General features: G+C 57.4%; 14 protein-coding genes. 6 read left to right on the forward strand and 8 right to left on the reverse strand.

What is annotated here, in order from left to right; genetic code table 11:
• Window positions 1-98: 98 nt before the first annotated feature.
• The 5 genes from hutH to hutI form a co-directional block, all read right to left on the reverse strand.
• Window positions 99-1,625, reverse strand: coding sequence for a histidine ammonia-lyase (gene hutH / locus FHW76_RS06470; RefSeq protein WP_183476494.1), 1,527 nt, complete (start codon window positions 1,623-1,625; stop codon window positions 99-101).
• Entirely contained in the window at window positions 1,622-3,310 is a 1,689-nt protein-coding gene (gene hutU, locus FHW76_RS26385; RefSeq protein ID WP_008805729.1) for a urocanate hydratase, read from the reverse strand. Before hutU ends, hutH begins: the two co-directional genes overlap by 4 nt.
• 142 nt (window positions 3,311-3,452) lie before the next feature.
• Window positions 3,453-4,178, reverse strand: a complete 726-nt coding sequence (locus tag FHW76_RS06485) for a histidine utilization repressor (RefSeq protein WP_008805728.1) — start codon at window positions 4,176-4,178, stop codon at window positions 3,453-3,455.
• A 61-nt stretch (window positions 4,179-4,239) separates the two neighbouring features.
• Entirely contained in the window at window positions 4,240-5,196 is a 957-nt protein-coding gene (hutG, locus tag FHW76_RS06490) for a formimidoylglutamase (RefSeq protein ID WP_008805727.1), read from the reverse strand.
• Window positions 5,193-6,512: an imidazolonepropionase gene (hutI, locus tag FHW76_RS06495; protein WP_177330872.1), complete on the reverse strand. Its 1,320-nt coding sequence runs from the start codon at window positions 6,510-6,512 to the stop codon at window positions 5,193-5,195. Before hutI ends, hutG begins: the two co-directional genes overlap by 4 nt.
• Before the next feature lie 154 nt (window positions 6,513-6,666).
• Here hutI and FHW76_RS06500 point away from each other — a divergent pair, with 154 nt between their 5' ends.
• Window positions 6,667-7,950 carry a putative acyl-CoA thioester hydrolase gene (locus FHW76_RS06500; RefSeq protein WP_008805725.1) on the forward strand — a complete coding sequence of 428 codons (1,284 nt, stop codon included), beginning with the start codon at window positions 6,667-6,669 and terminating at the stop codon, window positions 7,948-7,950.
• A gap of 287 nt (window positions 7,951-8,237) precedes the next feature.
• On the opposite strand, the gene FHW76_RS06505 is transcribed toward FHW76_RS06500, so the two are convergent.
• Together FHW76_RS06505 and FHW76_RS06510 are read right to left on the reverse strand one after the other, a co-directional pair.
• Window positions 8,238-10,925: a cation-transporting P-type ATPase gene (locus tag FHW76_RS06505; protein ID WP_016160519.1), complete on the reverse strand. Its 2,688-nt coding sequence runs from the start codon at window positions 10,923-10,925 to the stop codon at window positions 8,238-8,240.
• Window positions 10,926-10,976: 51 nt separating this feature from the next.
• Entirely contained in the window at window positions 10,977-11,408 is a 432-nt protein-coding gene (locus FHW76_RS06510; RefSeq protein ID WP_008805723.1) for a universal stress protein, read from the reverse strand.
• Between the two features lie 533 nt (window positions 11,409-11,941).
• On the opposite strand from FHW76_RS06510, the gene FHW76_RS06515 reads away from it, so the two are divergent.
• Genes FHW76_RS06515 through FHW76_RS06525 form a run of 3 tightly spaced genes read left to right on the forward strand, consistent with a single transcriptional unit; the run spans window position 11,942 to window position 17,055 of the window.
• A complete protein-coding gene (locus FHW76_RS06515; RefSeq protein WP_012542406.1) occupies window positions 11,942-13,027 on the forward strand; it encodes an efflux RND transporter periplasmic adaptor subunit in 1,086 nt (361 codons plus the stop codon).
• Window positions 13,028-16,093: an efflux RND transporter permease subunit gene (locus tag FHW76_RS06520; protein WP_012542407.1), complete on the forward strand. Its 3,066-nt coding sequence runs from the start codon at window positions 13,028-13,030 to the stop codon at window positions 16,091-16,093. It begins immediately after the preceding gene.
• Window positions 16,094-16,131: 38 nt separating this feature from the next.
• Window positions 16,132-17,055 (forward strand): acyltransferase, encoded by a 924-nt coding sequence (locus tag FHW76_RS06525; RefSeq protein ID WP_162493330.1) that lies wholly within the window; start codon window positions 16,132-16,134, stop codon window positions 17,053-17,055.
• Window positions 17,056-17,071: 16 nt separating this feature from the next.
• Here the strand turns inward: FHW76_RS06525 and FHW76_RS06530 are convergent, their stop codons facing one another.
• Window positions 17,072-17,578, reverse strand: a complete 507-nt coding sequence (locus tag FHW76_RS06530; protein ID WP_012542408.1) for a hypothetical protein — start codon at window positions 17,576-17,578, stop codon at window positions 17,072-17,074.
• Window positions 17,579-18,312: 734 nt separating this feature from the next.
• Here FHW76_RS06530 and FHW76_RS06535 point away from each other — a divergent pair.
• Together FHW76_RS06535 and FHW76_RS06540 are read left to right on the forward strand one after the other, a co-directional pair.
• Window positions 18,313-18,528: a biofilm development regulator YmgB/AriR family protein gene (locus FHW76_RS06535; protein ID WP_012968674.1), complete on the forward strand. Its 216-nt coding sequence runs from the start codon at window positions 18,313-18,315 to the stop codon at window positions 18,526-18,528.
• Between the two features lie 82 nt (window positions 18,529-18,610).
• Complete coding sequence (locus FHW76_RS06540; RefSeq protein WP_008805716.1) at window positions 18,611-19,165, forward strand: helix-turn-helix transcriptional regulator; 555 nt, start codon at window positions 18,611-18,613, stop codon at window positions 19,163-19,165.
• The last annotated feature ends 7 nt before the right edge of the window (window positions 19,166-19,172 follow it).

The raw sequence follows: 19,172 nt of genomic DNA on the forward strand, positions 1-19,172 counted from the left end.
ATACAGGTGTCCTGATTTTTTTATATGACGACAAATATGCGATGTAGGTCGGCCGGGGGAATGACTTCCCCCGACGCGGGTACAGAGAACAACGGTGATTAATGCAGTACGGCAGGCAGCAGACGCGTCAGGTGACGTGCAGCCAAAAGTGCAATGGCATTTTCAATATCAGGGGCGAAGAAACGATCCTGCGTATAGTGAGATACGCGTTCGCGCAGCAGATGGCGCGCCTCTTCCAGCAGCGGACTGGTGGTCAGCCCTTCGCGCATATCCAGGCCCTGCACCGCCGCCAGCCACTCAACGGCCAGTACGCCGCGGGTGTTTTCCGCCATCGCCCACAGCCGACGGCCGGCAGCCGGCGCCATCGAGACGTGGTCTTCCTGGTTGGCGGACGTCGGCAGGCTATCAACGCTATGCGGGTGTGACAGCGCTTTGTTTTCACTGGCCAAAGCCGCCGCTGTGACCTGGGCGATCATAAACCCGGAGTTGACGCCGCCATTTTTCACGAGGAACGGCGGCAGCTGCGACATATGGCTGTCCATCATCAGCGCGATACGACGCTCGGAGAGCGAGCCGATTTCGGCGATCGCCAGCGCGATATTATCCGCCGCCATCGCCACCGGTTCGGCGTGGAAGTTACCGCCGGAGATGACGTCATTTTCGGCGGCAAAGACCAGCGGGTTATCGGAGACCGCATTCGCTTCGGCTAACAGTACTTCCGCCGCCTGGCGGATCTGCGTCAGGCAGGCGCCCATCACTTGCGGCTGGCAGCGCAGTGAGTACGGATCCTGAACCTTGGTGCAATTATGATGCGACCGCGAGATCGCGCTGTCATCGGTCAACAGGTGGCGATACAGTGCCGCCGCATCAATCTGCCCGCGCTGGCCGCGCACCTCGTGAATACGCGTATCGAACGGACGACGCGAACCCAGCGCCGCTTCGGTGGTTAACGCCCCGCAGACGACCGCGGAGGCGAACAGATCTTCGGCTTCGAACAGACCGCGCAGCGCAAAAGCCGTCGAGGCCTGGGTGCCGTTCAGCAGCGCCAATCCCTCTTTCGCCGCCAGGGTAATCGGTTCCAGCCCCGCCTGACGCAGCGCGTCGGTGGCCGGTAGCCATTCGCCGCCGCGTACCCGCGCTTTGCCTTCGCCCAGCAGGGTCAGCGACATATGCGCCAGCGGTGCGAGGTCACCGGAGGCGCCGACGGAACCTTTCGCCGGGATCCACGGCGTCACGCCGGCATTCACCAGGCCAATCAGCGCCTGGATCACGCTCAGGCGGATCCCGGAGAAACCGCGAGACAGGCTGTTAATCTTCAGCACCATAATCAGCCGCGCCAGGTCGTCGTCCAGCGGCTCGCCAACGCCCGCCGCATGGGACAGCACCAGCGAACGCTGCAGGTTCTCCAGATCGTCCGTCGAGATACGGGTTTGCGCCAGCAGGCCAAAACCTGTGTTGATACCGTAGGCGGTACGCCCTTCGGCAAGGATGGCGTTGACGCAGGCCACGCTCTCATCAATGGCGGCAAACGCGCTGCTGTCGAGGGTAATGTTCAGCGGGTGGCTGTAAACCTCGCGGAGCTGCGACAGGCTCAGTTTCCCCGGAATGAGCGTTAACGATTTCATTTAGCGTTCCCCTGCGTTGCTGCCACCATCGGAAGATTCAGACCCTGTTCTGCTGCGCATTCAATAGCAATATCGTAACCCGCATCGGCATGACGCATCACGCCGGTCGCCGGGTCGTTGCGCAGGACGCGAGCGATACGCGCCGCCGCTTCATCGGTACCGTCACAGACGATAACCATCCCGGAGTGCTGCGAGAAGCCCATACCTACGCCGCCGCCGTGGTGCAGCGACACCCAGGTCGCGCCGCTGGCGGTGTTAAGCAAGGCGTTCAGTAGCGGCCAGTCGGATACCGCATCTGAGCCGTCGCGCATGGCTTCGGTTTCGCGGTTCGGGCTGGCGACGGAGCCGGAATCAAGGTGATCGCGGCCAATCACGATCGGCGCGGAGACTTCGCCGCTGCGCACCATTTCGTTAAACGCCAGACCGAGCTTCTGACGCCACTCCAGACCTACCCAGCAGATACGCGCCGGCAGTCCCTGGAAGCTGATGCGCTCGCGCGCCATATCCAGCCAGTGGTGCAGATGCTTATCATCTTTAATGATCTCTTTCACTTTCGCGTCGGTTTTGTAGATATCCTGCGGATCGCCGGACAGCGCTACCCAACGGAACGGGCCGATACCCCGGCAGAACAGCGGGCGGATATACGCCGGCACGAAACCCGGGAAATCGAAGGCATTGCTGACGCCCACTTCCTGCGCCATCTGGCGAATGTTGTTGCCGTAGTCGAAGGTCGGCACCCCCATCTCGTGGAAGGCCAGCATCGCCTGCACGTGGTCGGCCATTGAGCGTTTCGCCGCCAGAATGGTGCCCTGCGGATCGGATTCGGCTTTCTGCTGATACTCCTCCCAGCTCCAGCCTTTCGGCAGATAGCCATGCAGCGGATCGTGGGCGCTGGTCTGATCGGTAACCATATCCGGGCGCACGCCGCGTTTCACCAGCTCTGGCACGATATCCGCAGCGTTGCCGCACAGCGCGATGGAGATGGCGCGGCCTTCGGCGGTGTATTTTTTGATGCGCGCCAGGGCGTCATCCAGAGAAGTGGCCTGTTCATCCACGTAGCGGGTACGCAGACGGAAATCGATGCGGCTCTGCTGACATTCGATGTTCAGCGAGCAGGCGCCTGCCAGCGTCGCGGCCAGCGGCTGCGCGCCACCCATGCCGCCCAGACCGGCGGTTAATACCCAACGGCCTTTCAGGCTGCCCTGATAGTGCTGGCGACCGGCTTCGACGAAGGTTTCGTAGGTGCCCTGCACGATGCCCTGGCTACCGATGTAGATCCAGCTGCCGGCGGTCATCTGGCCGTACATCGCCAGCCCTTTGGCATCCAGTTCGTTGAAGTGTTCCCAGGTGGCCCAGTGCGGAACCAGGTTGGAGTTAGCGATCAGCACGCGCGGCGAGTTTTCATGCGTTTTAAAGACGCCGACCGGTTTGCCGGACTGCACCAGCAGAGTCTCGTCGCTTTCCAGGTTTTTCAGCGCCTTCACGATAGCGTCATAGCATTCCCAGTTGCGCGCAGCGCGACCAATACCGCCATAGACCACCAGCTCATGCGGGTTTTCAGCGACATCGGGATCGAGGTTGTTCATTAACATACGCAGCGGCGCTTCGGTCAACCAGCTCCTGGCGGTCAGCGTCGTGCCTCTCGGGGCACGGACGTCCAGCTGGCGATATTTGCTTTGCGACATCGGGGTTTCTCCTGACAATTAACGTTGTGTACGTAGATACATATACTTGTCTATACAACTCTGCGCAAGCCAGGATTTAACAGAAATGATACAATTTTGTTATATTGCGTCAGCAATCACGTTTTGCTGACGCCAGGGAAAATTACGAGCTGAAATGGCCCTGCAGACGGTAGCGCGCGCCGGGGAACAGCAGGCGAGCGTGAGAGACAATATGCGTCTTCGACCAGGTGCGACGGCGAATGAGCAGGCAGGGATCGTGCGGCAGAATGCGCAGCAGCGCGCACTCCTCTGACGTCGCCTGCACCGCCTCGACAATATGTTCGCCTTCGGTTAATGGCGCGATCAGCGACAGATAATCATGCGGCGTGGTAGTGGTGTAATCCTGTAACAAGTAATCCGGCACCACCGCAGCATTCACGCAGCGATCTTCGATTTGTACCGGAACCTCGTTTTCGAAATGCACCATCCGTGAATGAAAGATACGCGTGCCTTCGGCGACGGTGAGCGCCTCCGCCTGAATGAGATCGGCTTCGGTCTCCTCCAGCAGCAGCACTTCACAGCGGTGCTGATGGCGACGAGAGACAATTTCATCGGCAATGCTGCGCACTTCAAACAGCGCCGACTGCCCTTTCGGCTCGGCGACGAAGGTCCCGACCCCCTGCAGCCTGACCAGCAGGCCTTCATCCGTCAGCTCGCGCAGCGCGCGGTTGATGGTCATCCGGCTGAAGCCGAACTGGGCAACCAGTTCAGCCTCCGAGGGAATTCGGTCGTGCGGACGCCACTCGCCGCGGTAGATTTTTTCGCTAATCGCCTGCTTCACCTTTTCATAGAAAGGCGCGGGCGCGGAACGAGGTTGTTGTGCAAACATGGCCTGGCTTTCCTTATGCATAATAAGCGGAGCGGCGAAGCGAAAATAATAGCGCGGATCGCTAGCGCCACCAATGGGCGATTTGCCATGCCAGACGGGCCGCCGCGCGGGCACCCTGTCCGTCGATGTCAAATTGCGGATTAAACTCGACCAAATCCACCGCCTGCAGCTTTCCGCTGCGGCACAACGGCTCAACGATGCGCAGCAGGATTGCCAGCGGCACGCCCAGCGCCGCCGGCGCGGAAACCGCCGGCATTTCGCGCGCCGGCAGCACGTCGAGATCGATGGTCAGATACAGACGATCGTACTGCGCGATATTGCGCTCCAGCTCCGGCAACACGTGAGTGTCGAAGTCCGCCAGCACCGCCAGATCCTCAACGACAGCCACCTGGCGGCGCGCTGCTTCATCCCATAGCGCCTGGGTGTTCGCCGCCCGGCTGACGCCGATGCAGGTATAGTGAAAACCGCGCTGCTGGGCGTCACACTCCAGCGCCAGCTGGCGGAACGGCGTCCCGGAGCTGGCGCATTCGGCAAAGCGTAAATCCAGATGCGCATCGAGATTAATAATGCCCACTTTTTCGCCCGGGAAGGCATCCAGTACCCCAGCGCCGTGGCCGAAGGCCGTCTCGTGGCCGCCGCCCAGGACCAGCGTACGTTTACCGGCACGCTGGCAGGCGGCCACCGCCTCGCGCAGCGCCTGATGCGCGGCTTCTAACTGTTCGCCGTCGACGCTGATGGTGCCCATATCCACGCAGCGGTCGTGGCCCTGATGGCTGGCCATATTGGCCAGCGCCCGGCGCAGCGCTTCCGGACCATGCCCGGCGCCGGTACGCCCTTTGTTACGCCGGACGCCTTCGTCACAGGCGAAGCCGAGCAGCGCGATATCACCGGGCATCTCCTGCGGCGCGAAGCGTTCCGCGCGGGCGATAGTCTGGAACAGGCGCAGCGCATTAGGCGCTTCCGCGCTATCATCGCGTCCCTGCCAGAGACTGGCGGGCGTAGCTTGCCACAGCATCATTGCAGTTCTCCTCGTACCACGCGTCCCCAGAGCGGCGCGCGCCCCGGCTCATACACCATCTCGACCGGATGCTCGGCATCCCAGATGGCAAAGTTAGCCACAAAGCCCGCCGCCAGCTGACCGTGGCTGTCCTGCCGCCCCAGCGCCCGCGCGGCATGGCGCGTTACCCCGGCCCAGGCCTCTTCCGGCGTTAAACCAAACTTGACGCAGGCCATGTTCATCGCCAGATGCAGGCTGGCGAAGGGGCTGGTGCCGGGGTTGAAATCGGTCGCCACCGCCATCGGCACCTGGTATTTGCGCAGCAGTTCCACCGGCGGTTTGCGGGTTTCATTAAGGAAGTAGAACGCGCCGGGGAGCAGAGCTGCCACGGTGCCGCTTTCGCGCATCGCCGCCACGCCCTCTTCCGTCAGATACTCGATATGGTCGGCGGACAGTCCGTGATAGCGGCTCACCAGCTGCGCACCGCCCAGCGACGAGAGCTGCTCAACGTGGCCTTTTACCGGAATGCCCAGCGCCTGCGCCGCCTGAAATACGCGCTCGGTTTGCTGCGGGCTGAAGCCAACGTTTTCACAGAAGACGTCAACGCTTTCAAACAGTCCCTCCTGCCACAGCGTCGGCAGTATGGTCTCGCAGACCAGCGAGATATAGCCATCGGCGTCGCCATGATATTCCGGCGGCGTGGCGTGGGCGGAGAGCAACGTCGCCGACAGTTCCACGCCATTGTCGTCGGCCAGCTGGCGGGCGACCCGCAGCATTTTGCGTTCGTTTTGCAGATCGAGACCGTAGCCTGATTTAATCTCCAGGGTGGTCACCCCTTCACGCAGCAGGCGCGCCAGACGCGGCTGCGCCAGCGCCAGTAGTTCAGCTTCGCTGCTGTCGCGCGTGGCGCGCACGGTGGAATTAATCCCACCGCCGTTAGCGCTGATGGTTTGATAGGAGACGCCGTTCAGCCGCTGCTCCCACTCCTGCGCCCGGCTGCCGCCAAAGATCAGGTGGGTATGGCAGTCGATTAAACCCGGCGTAACCAGCCGGCCTTCGAGATCGATACTGCGCCCGCCGGGAGCGTCAGCGTCGGCGACAATTGCCTCAATGCGGCCATTGCGCACCAGCAGCGCATGGCGCTCCAGCAGACCGTAGGGTTGAGAGTAATCAGGGTTCAGGGTGGCGAGACGCGCGTTTCGCCAGATAACGCGTTCAGAGGTGGCTTGAGTCATAGCGCTTAACTTGTCATGGGTTGTATAGACATTTATTTTCATAACGCCGATAAAGTCAACAATAGCGCGGGGAAATGTTATTTTTTTGTGACTAAAGACCATCCAGCAGGACTGCACGTTGCGTAAAGACGGTAAGTTTTTCCGCCCATGTCTTCCCGTTTCGTTCAAGTTAGTATAAAACAGCAGGTTTTAAAGGACTTATACCCTGGCGTCTCAGCCGGGGTATTTCACTACGCTTAATTTTGCCCGGAGCAACATGAACACATATTCCGTTTCCCGTCTGGCGCTGGCGCTGGCCTTCGGCGTGACGCTGTCCGCCTGTAGCTCGACGCCTGCCGATCAACAGCCCTCTACGCAGACTGCACCGGGCACCACCGCGCGTCCCATTCTGAACGCCGATGAAGCGAAAAACTTTACCCCGGCGGCCTATTTCCAGTCGCTGACTCCCAATGCCGCGGCCTGGACGCCATCTGCCATCAGCCTGCCGGCGCAGCCTGACTTTATCGTTGGCCCGGCGGGAACCCAGGGCGTGACCCATACCACCGTCCAGGCGGCGGTCGATGCGGCGATTGCCCGTCATTCAAATCGCCGTCTGTTTATTGCCATCATGCCTGGCGAGTACCCGGGAACGGTTTACGTACCGGCGGCGCCTGGCGCCCTGACCCTGTATGGTACCGGCGATAAACCGATTGACGTGAAAATCAGCGAAGCCATTGATTCTGAAATGGATCGCAACACCTGGCGCCGTCTGGTCAATCCGGGCGGTAAATATATGCCGGGCAAACCGGCATGGTATATGTTCGATAGCTGCCAGAATAAATCCGCGGCCACCGTCGGCGTGATGTGCTCTGCGGTCTTCTGGTCGCAGAATAACGGCCTGCAGCTGCAGAACCTGACCATCGCCAACAACCTTGGCGACAGCGTCGACGCCGGTACTCACCAGGCCGTCGCCCTGCGCACCGATGGCGATCAGGTGCAGATCAACAAGGTCAATATTCTTGGCCGTCAGAACACCTTCTTTGTGACCAACAGCGGCGTGCAGAACCGTCTGCAGGATAACCGCCAGACCCGCACCCTGGTGACCAACAGCTACATTGAAGGCGATGTGGATATCGTGTCCGGTCGCGGCGCGGTGGTATTTGATAACACCGATTTCCGCGTGGTGAACTCGCGTACCCAGAAAGAAGCCTATGTTTTCGCGCCGGCTACCCTGAAGAGCGTGACCTACGGCTTCCTGGCGACCAACAGCCGCTTTACCGCGTCCGGCGATAACGTCGCGCAGCTGGGCCGCGCGCTGGACGTTGACGGCAACAGCAATGGCCAGGTCGTGATCCGCGACAGCGTCATCAATGAAGGCTTTAACATCGCCCAGCCGTGGGCGGCAGCGGTCGGTTCAAACCGTGCCTTTAGCGGTAACGTTGGCGCAGTAGATGCCAAAGGCAATCTGCAGCGCAACCTCAACGACAATAGCGTCAATCGCATGTGGGAATATAACAACCGCGGCGTGGGAAGCACTGTGGTCGCCGAGCCGAAACAGTAACGCGCAACAAGCGTGAACCATAATAAAAGAGAGGGCGATGCCCTCTCTCAGACTGCTGACAACGTGCAATCTTCAGGGATTGCCCGGCGGCGCTGCGCTTGCGCGGGCCTACAGCTAACTGCATAACGGTTTGATATTGAAGTCTTTCGTAGGCCGGGTAAGGCGAATGCCGCCACCCGGCAGAAATGCGAGCACAATGACGAAACAGGTTTGTCGTCAGCCAGAGAGGGGGCGATGCCCCCTCTTCTCTTTTGCGTGTTCTCTTTTGCGTACTGCACGTCACGCCGTCAGGCGGTTCGCCATTTGCGGGTCAGCGGTTTTTCCAGTTCAACGATCAGGAACATCGCGAAGCCGATGATGAAGGTGATCACCCAGTAGCGGAACGGCAGCCCGGTGGTACCGAACAGCATCTGCATAAACGGCGCATAGATAATCAGCAGCTGCAGCACCAGCAGCACGCCGCTGACAATCCAGATCCCTTTGTTAGCCAGCAGACTTTTCGTCAACGAGAAACCATCCGACACGCGGCAGTTCAGCATATAGAACCATTGGGCGGTGACCAGGGTCTGCAACAGCACGGTACGGATAAACTCCGGCGAATAGCCGCGCGGCTGCAGCCAGGCTTCGAGAATAAATGCGCTGACCGCAATCATCGACCCCACAAACGCCACGCGCCAGATGGCAAAGCCGTCCATGACGTGAATTTTCGGATCACGCGGCGGCCGCCGCATAATATTTTTCTCACCGGCTTCAAACGCCAGACCAAACGACAGCGTGGCGGAAGTGGCCATGTTCATCCACAGGATCAGCACCGGCGTCAGCGGCAGTACGTTGCCCGCCAGCAGCGCGATCACGATCAGTAACCCCTGCGCAAGGTTGGTCGGCATGACAAAGAGAATGGTTTTCTTCAGGTTGTCATACACCCGACGCCCCTCGCGGACCGCGCTGGCGATGGTGGCGAAGTTATCATCGGTCAGCACCATATCGGCGGCTTCCTTGGTCACCTCGGTCCCCTTGATCCCCATCGCCACGCCGACGTCAGCCTGCTTCAGCGCCGGAGCATCGTTCACCCCGTCGCCGGTCATCCCGACAATCTCTTTCTTGCTCTGCAGGGCCTGCACCAGGCGGAACTTATCTTCCGGGCTGGTTCGGGCAAAGATATCATACTGCTGCGCGGCCACGCTCAGCTGCGCGTCGTCCATCACCTCCAGTTCGCGCCCGGTAATGGCATTCCCCGCATTGCCAATCCCCAGCATCTTGCCGATACTCATCGCCGTTTGCGGGTGGTCGCCGGTGATCATCTTCACGCGGATCCCGGCCTGCAGGCAGTCGGCAATCGCCGTGATGGCCTCCGGACGCGGCGGATCCATCATCCCGGCAACCCCTAACAAAATCACCCCCTGCTGCAGATCCTGATGGGTTAGTTCCGTCTGGCCTGCGGAAGCCGGCTTCCAGGCCGCGGCCACCATCCGTAGCCCTTCCCGGGCGTACTCTTCAATTTTGCCTTCCCAGTACGGTAGATCCAGCGGCTGCAATCCGCTGTCGCTCTGTTGATATTGACACAAGCGGAACAGGACATCCGGCGCGCCAGTGACCAGCACCACCTCCTCTTCACCCAGCCGGTAGAGGGTCGACATGTATTTATATTGCGAATCAAAAGGAATTTTACTGCGCAGCTCGCTGGTCAGCGGCGGCAGAGTAACCTTCGCCGCCAGTACCTTCAGCGCCCCCTCGGTCGGGCCACCGGTGATTTTCCACAACCCGCTCTCATCTTTAATAAGCTGACTGTCGTTACACAGATCGATGGTACGCAGATAGCGTTCGAACAGCGTGCCAGGCGCGACCGCGACCGGCGTCGGGTCATCAATGGCGTGGATCTTACCGACCGGCTCATAGCTATCCCCTTCCACCCGATAGACGCTGTCCGCGGTGATCACCGCCTTCACCGTCATTTCGTTCATGGTGAGGGTCCCGGTTTTATCCGAACAGATAACCGTCATCGCGCCGAGGGTTTCCACCGTCGGCAGCTTGCGGATAATCGCTTTCTGGCGCGCCATCGCCTGCACACCGAGCGACAGAATAATCGAGATAATCGCCGGCAAGCCTTCCGGGACTGACGCCACCGCGAGGCTAATCAGCGACAGCATCAGTTCGGAGACCGGCATATCGCGGAACAGCAGGCTAAAGACGAACAGCGCCGCCATCATCACCAGAATGAGGATAAAGATGGCTTTGCCCAGCTTGTCCATTTGCACCAGCAGCGGCGTACGGTGTTTTTCAATGCCCGCCATCATCTGGTTGATGTGACCCAGCTCGGTATCGCCGCCGGTCGCCACCACGATCCCTTTGCCCGCCCCTGAGCTGACGGTGGTACCGGAAAACAACAGGTTGCTGCGATCGCCGAGCGGTAAATCGCCGCTCAGCGGCTCGGTGGTTTTTTCCACCACCGTTGACTCCCCGGTGAGGATGGCCTCTTCCACCCGCAGGTTGTGCGCCTCAATCACCCGTAAATCAGCGGGGATACGGTCGCCGGCGCGGATCACCACGATATCGCCGGGTACCAGCGAGGTGGTGGGGATGGTTTCATGGTTACCCTGGCGGATCACTACCGCTTCGCTGGACAGCATATTGCGGATACTCTGCAGCGATTTCTCCGCATTACTTTCCTGGATGAAGCCAATCAGCGCATTGACGACCGCCACCGCGAGGATCACCGCCATGTCGATCCAATGGCCCATCACCGCCTTCAGCAGCGCCGCCGCCAGCAGCACGTAGATTAGTACATCGTTAAAATGCACGATAAAACGCAGCCAGGCTGGCTTACCCGGCTTCTGCGGCAGGGCGTTTTCGCCATACTGCTGCAGGCGTGTGGTCGCTTCTGTCCCGCTAATGCCCTCCGGCGTACTTTGCACGCTGGCGAGCGTCTCCTCGACGGAACGCTGATAGAAGGGCGCCCCCGGTTTATCTGTATTCATACTCTCTCCCTCGATTTCTGAAGCGGAAGTCAGGACGACATCCCGCCGTCATCAGCGCACAACGAAAACCGGTACATGGGCGTAGCGCACGATGTTTGCCGCTTCAGAGCCCAGAAGATGGGTCTGGATCCCCGGATTGCGCGAACCGACAATCACCACGTCCGCTTTCAGCTCATCGGCCAGGTCAATCACTTGATCGCGAATATTGCCACTGCGCACATAAAGATGGCTGGTCTCTTCCGCCAGAGAATTTTTCTTTACCAGATCGCTGAGTTTTTCCTTAGCGGTAGAAATCAAATGCTCTTCCATCTTTCGCGCATCAGAGATAAATCCACGCGTTAATACCGGTGAAAATGCCGGAATAACATGCACAAGATGAATTTGCCCGGCAGAGTGCTGGGCGAGGAACTTCGCATGAGAGAGGGCTTTGTCGGCCAGGCCTGCATCAAACACGTCAACGGGAACAACGATATTTTTATACATGAGATAATCCTTTTATTACCAATACAATGCGTAGTGATGAATAGCCCCATACTTGGGGAGGAAGCAAATCTCAACAACAGAAGCGGCAAGCGGAATCGATGTTATTAAACGTAGCACAGGAAAATTAACATTAGAAAATGGGCCATTAATAGACTGAAAAATATTATAAAAGCCCGCGAAAGCCCGCAGATCTCCTGCCCTTAACCCCTTGACGCCAACAGCGACGCGGTATTCTCTTTTTTAACACTTCATGTTTTCTCCGACTATGCTGATTACAAGCAGGAGTGCCGCACCGAATGTCCGACGGTCACACATTGTGCCGGGCGAAATGACATTCGCGGTTCGGGTGGGAGTTAAGGGAGAAAATCATGTTTGGTTATAGCCTGTTACGTCTGGGATTGTTTGTCGCGCTGGCCATTGTCGCCTGTACACTGGTAGGACTATTCACCTATCTGGTTGTCGCCGCCCTCGCAGAATAAGCGTGCGCCGCCTAATAAAAACGTAAAATAAATCATGAGTCTGAGGGGAATACTGTGAACCGTTATTTTTCTCTCATCCCGGTTGTTATTTTATTAACAACCGCTTGCGATCAGAAAGCGCCGTCCGTCGAAGCCGCTCCCCGGATGGTCAAGGTGGCGCAAGTCACCGCCGTGGGTAACACCCAGCAGCGGACGTTTCCAGCCCGCATCGAGTCTGGCGACTCCACCGAGCTGTCGTTTAAACGGGGTGGTCAGGTGGAGTCACTGGATATTCGCCAGGGTGCAACCCTAACTCAGGGACAAACGCTGGCGCGTCTGAATGCCCGCGAAGCCCAGCAGCGGGTCAATGAGCGACAAACGGCGGCAACCCTCGCCCAGCGTCAGTTTGATCGTTTCCAGACCCTGGCAGGACGTCAGGCGATTTCCCAGGCGGAGATGGACGTGCAGCGCGCCAATCGCGATGCCGCCAACGCGGCCTTGAAAATTGCCCGTGAAGAGCTGGCGCAAATGAGTCTCACCGCCCCCTTCGGCGGGATTGCCGCCGGCGTGCATATCCGTAATCATCAGGTGGTCGCCGCTGGCCAGCCGGTGATTACCCTGACGCGTACCGACCTGCTCGATGTGGTCTTCAGCATTCCGGAAAATCTGTTCACCTCGCTCGATATCCGCAATACCGCCTACCGCCCCGTCGTCAGGATCAATACTCTGCCGGGCCGCGAGTTTACCGCGGAATACAAAGAGCATACCGGCAGCAGCGACAACAGCACCCTCACCTGGCAGATCATTTTAACCATGCCGCGACCAGATGATTTTCCCACCGTCGGCGGGGTTAGCGGCACCGTGACGGTCAATCTCGGCAATTTGCCGGCCAGCGCCGGACGGGAAACCCTCGTAGTGCCCGTGGAAGCAGTGTTTAACCCCGATAACCGACCGAAGAATGAACCGGTCGTCTGGGTGGTAAAAGGCGAAAACGCCCATCTGTATCTTGAAGAGCGCAGAGTCACGGTCGGGGAAGTGACCTCGCAGGGAGTGATGATCACCGAAGGGCTCCGTGCGGGCGAACAGGTGGTTGCAGCGGGGGTAAGCGAACTCCACGACCGGCAGCCGGTGCGGATCTGGACGCGTGAACGAGGATTATAAATGGACATTTCCCGTCAGTTTATTAACAACCCGACCCGCGTCTGGTTAGCCATTTTGCTGTTGGGGGTGGGTGGCCTGTTCGCCCTGCTCAATATTGGCCGCCTGGAAGATCCCGCCTTCACCATCAAAACGGCGGTGATCGTCACCCACTACCCTGGCGCGTCCGCTCAGCAGGTGGAGGAGGAGGTGACCCTGCCGCTGGAAAACGCGATTCAGCAGCTTCCCTCGCTGGATAACGTCAGCTCCATCTCCTCGAATGGCTTATCGCAAATTACAGTGAATATTGCTTCGCAGTACCATTCCAGCGAACTGCCGCAAATCTGGGATGAGCTGCGTCGCCGCGTCGGTGACGCCAGCCGGCTTTTTCCCCCGGGGGTAGTCCCCTCCTTCGTCAATGATGACTTTGGCGATGTGTTTGGCTTTTTCTTCGCCATTTCGGGCGACAGTTTTACCAATCCTGAGCTGGTGCGCTATGCCGAGCAGTTGCGCCGTGAGCTGGTGCTGGTGCCGGGCGTCGGCAAAGTCGCCATTGGCGGCGCGATTCCACAGCAGATCAATGTTGATATCTCGCTGGCGAAAATGGCGGCGCGCGGTATTACGCTTAACCAGCTTGCCGCTATCCTGACCCGGCTCAACGTGGTATCCAGCGCCGGGGAGATCCGCGCCGGCAGCGAATCGATCCGCCTTCACCCCACCGGGGAGTTTCAGAATATCGATGAACTGGGGGATCTTCTGGTCAGCCCTCATGGCGCCAGCGCCACCACCCGACTACGGGATATTGCCACGTTGTCGCGCGGGCTGACCGACTCTCCCTCCAGTATCTATCATGCCAACGGCCGCCAGGCGGTGACCATGGGGGTCTCCTTTATCCCTGGCGTTAACGTCATTGACGTGGGGCATGCCCTCGAAGCCCGACTTCAGCAGATGGCCGCCGATAAACCGGCGGGTATCGACATCGCCATTTTTTACGATCAGGCGGCAGAGGTCGCCCACTCGGTCAATGGTTTTATTACCAACTTCCTGATGGCCCTGGCGATCGTCGTCGGCGTGCTGCTGGTGTTCATGGGGGTGCGCAGCGGGATCATTATTGCTTTGTCGCTGGCGCTCAACGTTCTCGGCACCCTGCTTATTATGTATATCTGGGGGATCGAGTTACAACGGATCTCGCTCGGGGCGCTGATCATCGCCCTGAGTATGCTGGTGGACAATGCCATTGTCATTGTCGAAGGGGTGCTGATCGCCCGCCAGCAAGGCTCTCCGCTGCTGGGCGCAATTAACTATGTGATCCGCCGCTCCGCCCTGCCGCTGCTCGGCGCCACGGTCATCGCCATCCTCGCCTTCGCGCCAATTGGCCTCTCACAAGACTCCACCGGGGAATATTGCAAATCCCTGTTCCAGGTGCTGCTGATCTCCCTGATGCTCAGCTGGTTTTCCGCCCTGACCATCACGCCGGTACTCATCAAGTGGTGGTTGTTTAAAAACGCCCCGTCGGCCGAGGCGCCGAAGGAAAAAGCCGATCCCTACCGCGGCCGCTTTTATCGCGGCTATCAGCAGACGCTGCGAATACTGCTGCAGCAAAAGACCCTGACGCTGGTGCTGATGGGCGCGCTGTTAGCCGGGGCGATCTGGGGCTTCACCTTCGTCCGGCAGAATTTCTTTCCGTCATCGAATACGCCCATTTTCTTTGTCGACCTGTGGTTGCCCTACGGTACCGATATTAACGCCACCGAGCAGATGACCCGCGATATTGAGCGGTCGATCGCCAGCCAGCCGGGGGTGGCTACCACCGTCTCCACCATTGGCCAGGGCAGTATGCGATTTATTCTCACCTACAGCGGGCAGCGCCAGTACAGCAACTACGCGCAGATTATGGTGCGGATGGACGACCAGCGCAGTATCGCCCCCGTCACCCGCCACGTCGAGGCCTGGATTGCCAGAAACTACCCGCAGGTGAACGCCAGCACCAAACGCATTATGTTCGGCCCGTCCGGCGATAGCGCGATTGAAGTGCGCATTAAGGGCCCTGATCCGGATACCCTGCGCGCGCTGGCCAGTCAGGTGGGCGACATTCTCGCCGCGGATCCGGCGACCGACAGCGTACGTAACGACTGGCAGAACCGCAGCAAGGTGATCCGCCCGCAATACTCTCTGGCGTTGGGACGTGAGCTGGGGGTGGATAAACAGGATATTGATAGCGCGCTGGAGATGAATTTCTCCGGCAGTCGCGCCGGGTTATATCGCGAGGGCGCCGACCTGCTGCCGGTTATCGTCCGTCCGCCGGAAGCAGAGCGACAGGATGCCAATCACCTGAATAACGTGCTGGTCTGGAGCCAGAGCCGGCAGCAGTATATTCCGTTGAGTAACGTCATCCATGGCTTCTCGCTGGAGTGGGAAGATCCATTGATTCTCCGTCGCGATCGCACCCGCGTGCTTACCGTTCAGACCGACCCCAGCCCGCAAAGCGGCCAAACGTCGGGCGATATCCTTGCCAGAGTGAAACCGCGCATTGACGCGCTGACGCTGCCGCATGGCTACCGCATCGAATGGGGCGGCGATGCGGAAAACTCCAGTGAAGCGCAGCAAGGGCTGTTCACGACCCTACCGCTTGGCTATCTGGTGATGTTTATCATTACGGTGCTGATGTTCAGTTCGCTGAAAAACGCTGTTGCCATCTGGCTGACCGTCCCGCTGGCGCTGATCGGCGTCACGCCCGGTTTTTTGCTGACCGGCATCCCTTTCGGCTTTATGGCCTTAATCGGCCTGCTTAGCCTCAGCGGTATGCTGATCCGCAACGGCATTGTGCTGGTGGAAGAGATAGAGCAACAAAAACAGGAGAAAGATCAAAGACAAGCAATCATTGATGCGGCAACCTCTCGTCTGCGGCCGATCCTGCTGACCGCCTTTACTACTGTGCTTGGCCTTGCCCCGCTGCTGCGCGATGTCTTTTTCCAGAGTATGGCGGTGGTGATCATGTTCGGCCTCGCCTTTGCCACCGTACTGACGCTACTGGTTCTGCCGGTAATTTACGCTTGCTTCCACCATAAGGATATGACGCCTCAACGATGAACAGTACCGGTCTCAGCATTATCAAGACATTAGGCTGTATGACAGCGGTGACCTTTTTCACTATCTATAACACCTGGGATCACTATGATTATGACTATCACTGGATCCTCGGGCTGCTGACCTTTATCTCGACCATCGCGACGCCGTTGTTTTTTGTGGTGGCTGGTTATCTTGATGCACAGACGCGTCACGATGCCAACTGGCAAATCGGCAAAATTAAAAGCGTGGTCATCGTCTTTCTGTTCTGGGTAACGGTCTATTATGTCTGGGAGCCTTATCAGCGCGGCTACCTGATCCAGCCCTGGTTTATTTTCGCCCTGATCGTGATCTATACCTTCCATCCCTTTATCGCCTGGCTCAGCCAGCGGCGGGGCCTGTTTTTCACCGTGGTTCTGACGCTGCTGTGCTGCGCTTATGGTTACGACCTGCTCTCGGTGCTCTACCCGGACAAACATCTCTTCAGCCTGCCGCCGCAGTATCGTCTGTGGACATGGCTACTTTTTTATTTAACCGGGCAGTTGTTTAACGATCCGCGAGTCACGGAGTGGATACGCGACCCGCGGGTGATTAAAGCCTCCATTATCGCCCTGCCCTTTGTCTATTTATTTACCTGGTTTTATGAACGCCATTTTTTCTTCGCGCTGTTTAAAGCCGATCGCAATGCGTTCATTCTGACGGGATCGCAAATTTATATTCTGATCGTCCTGCTGGTGATCGCCGCTAACGCCGTGCAGTTTAAAAAGAACCGCGAACTGAAGGAGGCGGTGCTGGCGACGGTTAGCAAAGCGATGACCGGGGTCTATATTCTGCACTACTCCGTTTTCCACCTGCTGGTGATGCTGATCCCTATTCACTCGTTAGCCACCAAGCTGGGCGTGATTGCGCTAACGTTTATCCTGTCGGTGCTCATTTCTCTCGCTGTGCTCTCCAGCACGCTGCTCAAGAAGGTGATAACCCTGTGACAAACGACGCGGCAACTTAGCGGAAACTCCACTGGATGCTAATCACAAACACGCTGGGAATAATGATGCCGCTCTCAAGGGCGAAATAGTCGGTAAAGTTGTACTGAATGGCATGGTAGATATAGGGGGAAAAGCCGATCCCGGTGGCGTCCTTAAAATCTTTGTAGGAGCCATGATCGCCGCAATGCTCAAAGGCGTCGAAGAAGAATTCGCCGGTGTAGCCGTAGACCCCTTTAAAGGTCCATCCACTGCCGTTGTGGTACCAGTCTCTTCTCACCCCCAGCGCCAGGCAACGATCGTCGAAACTATTGTTCATCGTGCCAATCAGCAGACTATATTTCGAATCTTCCGAGAATTTCCGCTCTACCGAGAAAAAGTGGTTTTCAAAATTCTCAGTATATTGTCCGTGGTTATTGGTCAGATGGTAAACATAGGAACCAGTATTTACCGAATAGAGATTAATTTCTTTCGCCTGCGCGAAAGCGGCTAACCCGGCCAGGAGCATCACGCTTTTACCACGCATCATCCCTCCTCAGTCCTCTATGCCTGTCCATGAACAGAATGCTTTTGCCGTATTTACCGGTCGTTATGCTGGTGCGACACCCGACAGGAAAATGGGGGAAGATAACCGTGCCGAAATGAAAATGGAGTTCCAGAAAAGCGTAGCACACGCCTAATCCGCCAACAAACCGACCATGGCGATAGCGGAGTGGTTGATATTTCTCTCTTTACTATATTGTGCAAAAAACAGACAAAACCTCACCTGTTTTCCGCTATGCTGAGGGTCCGACGCGGAAGTTAGCCACCTGTCGACGACAGAGTTGCTGTGTACCCCTTCCTGCGTCGGCGCTCTTTCTGCTCAAGTGACGTAAACCGACAGAGCCCGTATTCCGATCGGGTCTGCGTCATTATCCCCTGTCTGATTGCCCTGTATCCGCATCCTGCACAGAACCGCTTTTTTGTACAAGTTAATAAAATCAAAAATACCTTTAAAATCAACAAATAAAATTAAAACGAAAAAATAAACCGTCTCGCTGTACATATCGTTATGAAAAAAGTTGTACATCCTGAGATCACCGACTATAGTTTTTGAGTGTTAACTGCTTGTTGCGCAACAAAGCGGGAACGCTAAACGGTTGCGTGGCGAGTCTGGCGGTGGTTCCTGGTTTTGCATTTCCTGTTAGTGACTTTTCGCGTACCACCGGTACGCTGCGACTTTTATGGTCAGTTTGCTTTATACGTGGGAGAGTTCGAGCTATGCATATTAAAAATACCATTCCAGCAGAATTTGTCTTCAATTCAGCCCTGATGAAGAATATTGAAAACACGCTCATGAAGCAGCACAGCACGATCAATAATGAGCGGATGATTACGGAAATCCAGCACCGCCTGCAAACGGAAAGTAATGAAATACTTTCCGACCTCTATCTGCAGGCGTTGGATATGCTGTACAGCAAAAAACATCATCATTAAGTGATCCCACCGCGCCGACAGCAGGGACAGCCCTGCTGTGCCGGCACGCCTGGGTTTTCATCTGCTAACTGGGGCTCAAAAAATGTCACACCATAATACTTGCTATCGTTCTGAGCATTACGATCTGTGGTTTGATAATCGTTTTCTTCTCTACGGGATGTCGCTGATCCTGAATACCTTGCCGGCATCTTATTTTCGTAAAAAACATGTTTTTTTTACCAGCGACAATTATTTCGCGGTGCTTGAGCATAACTATAATCGGCGGGATACGTTATTTATTCTGTTAACTGAGGGAAACGATCTTAATTTTCTCAGTGAACTGCCTATGTTGCGCTTACCGGCAAATTCGACGCCGGAAGAATTAAAAATCTTCCTGCATCAGCCCACCCGCTATTACAAAACGCACCCGGCGCCGGGCGCCTCGGTGCAGTTTACCGAACGGGAAAAGAAAGTTATTCAGCTTATCAGCAATGGCGAAGCGGTTGCCAGCATTGGTCGTTCGCTAAATCTGCACATCAAAACCATTTATCAGATCCGGCTGAATCTGATTAAAAAGCTCGGCTGTAGCGGTAGGACCGATTTTTTTAATATCAGTCGTAGTGAAACCTTTAAATCCTGGAGTCAGATTCACCTGTAGTCAGGTG

Source organism: Klebsiella sp. RC2 (assembly GCF_014192815.1).
Lineage (GTDB): Bacteria > Pseudomonadota > Gammaproteobacteria > Enterobacterales > Enterobacteriaceae > Klebsiella > Klebsiella variicola.

What these genes read in the sequence shown, in the direction of transcription:
- hutH (WP_183476494.1), bottom strand. Translation starts at nt 1,625, where the DNA reads ATGAAATCGTTAACGCTCATTCCGGGGAAACTGAGCCTGTCGCAGCTC.
- hutU (WP_008805729.1), bottom strand. Translation starts at nt 3,310, where the DNA reads ATGTCGCAAAGCAAATATCGCCAGCTGGACGTCCGTGCCCCGAGAGGC.
- FHW76_RS06485 (WP_008805728.1), bottom strand. Translation starts at nt 4,178, where the DNA reads ATGTTTGCACAACAACCTCGTTCCGCGCCCGCGCCTTTCTATGAAAAG.
- hutG (WP_008805727.1), bottom strand. Translation starts at nt 5,196, where the DNA reads ATGATGCTGTGGCAAGCTACGCCCGCCAGTCTCTGGCAGGGACGCGAT.
- hutI (WP_177330872.1), bottom strand. Translation starts at nt 6,512, where the DNA reads ATGGTCTTTAGTCACAAAAAAATAACATTTCCCCGCGCTATTGTTGAC.
- FHW76_RS06500 (WP_008805725.1), top strand. Translation starts at nt 6,667, where the DNA reads ATGAACACATATTCCGTTTCCCGTCTGGCGCTGGCGCTGGCCTTCGGC.
- FHW76_RS06505 (WP_016160519.1), bottom strand. Translation starts at nt 10,925, where the DNA reads ATGAATACAGATAAACCGGGGGCGCCCTTCTATCAGCGTTCCGTCGAG.
- FHW76_RS06510 (WP_008805723.1), bottom strand. Translation starts at nt 11,408, where the DNA reads ATGTATAAAAATATCGTTGTTCCCGTTGACGTGTTTGATGCAGGCCTG.
- FHW76_RS06520 (WP_012542407.1), top strand. Translation starts at nt 13,028, where the DNA reads ATGGACATTTCCCGTCAGTTTATTAACAACCCGACCCGCGTCTGGTTA.
- FHW76_RS06525 (WP_162493330.1), top strand. Translation starts at nt 16,132, where the DNA reads ATGACAGCGGTGACCTTTTTCACTATCTATAACACCTGGGATCACTAT.
- FHW76_RS06530 (WP_012542408.1), bottom strand. Translation starts at nt 17,578, where the DNA reads ATGCGTGGTAAAAGCGTGATGCTCCTGGCCGGGTTAGCCGCTTTCGCG.
- FHW76_RS06535 (WP_012968674.1), top strand. Translation starts at nt 18,313, where the DNA reads ATGCATATTAAAAATACCATTCCAGCAGAATTTGTCTTCAATTCAGCC.
- FHW76_RS06540 (WP_008805716.1), top strand. Translation starts at nt 18,611, where the DNA reads ATGTCACACCATAATACTTGCTATCGTTCTGAGCATTACGATCTGTGG.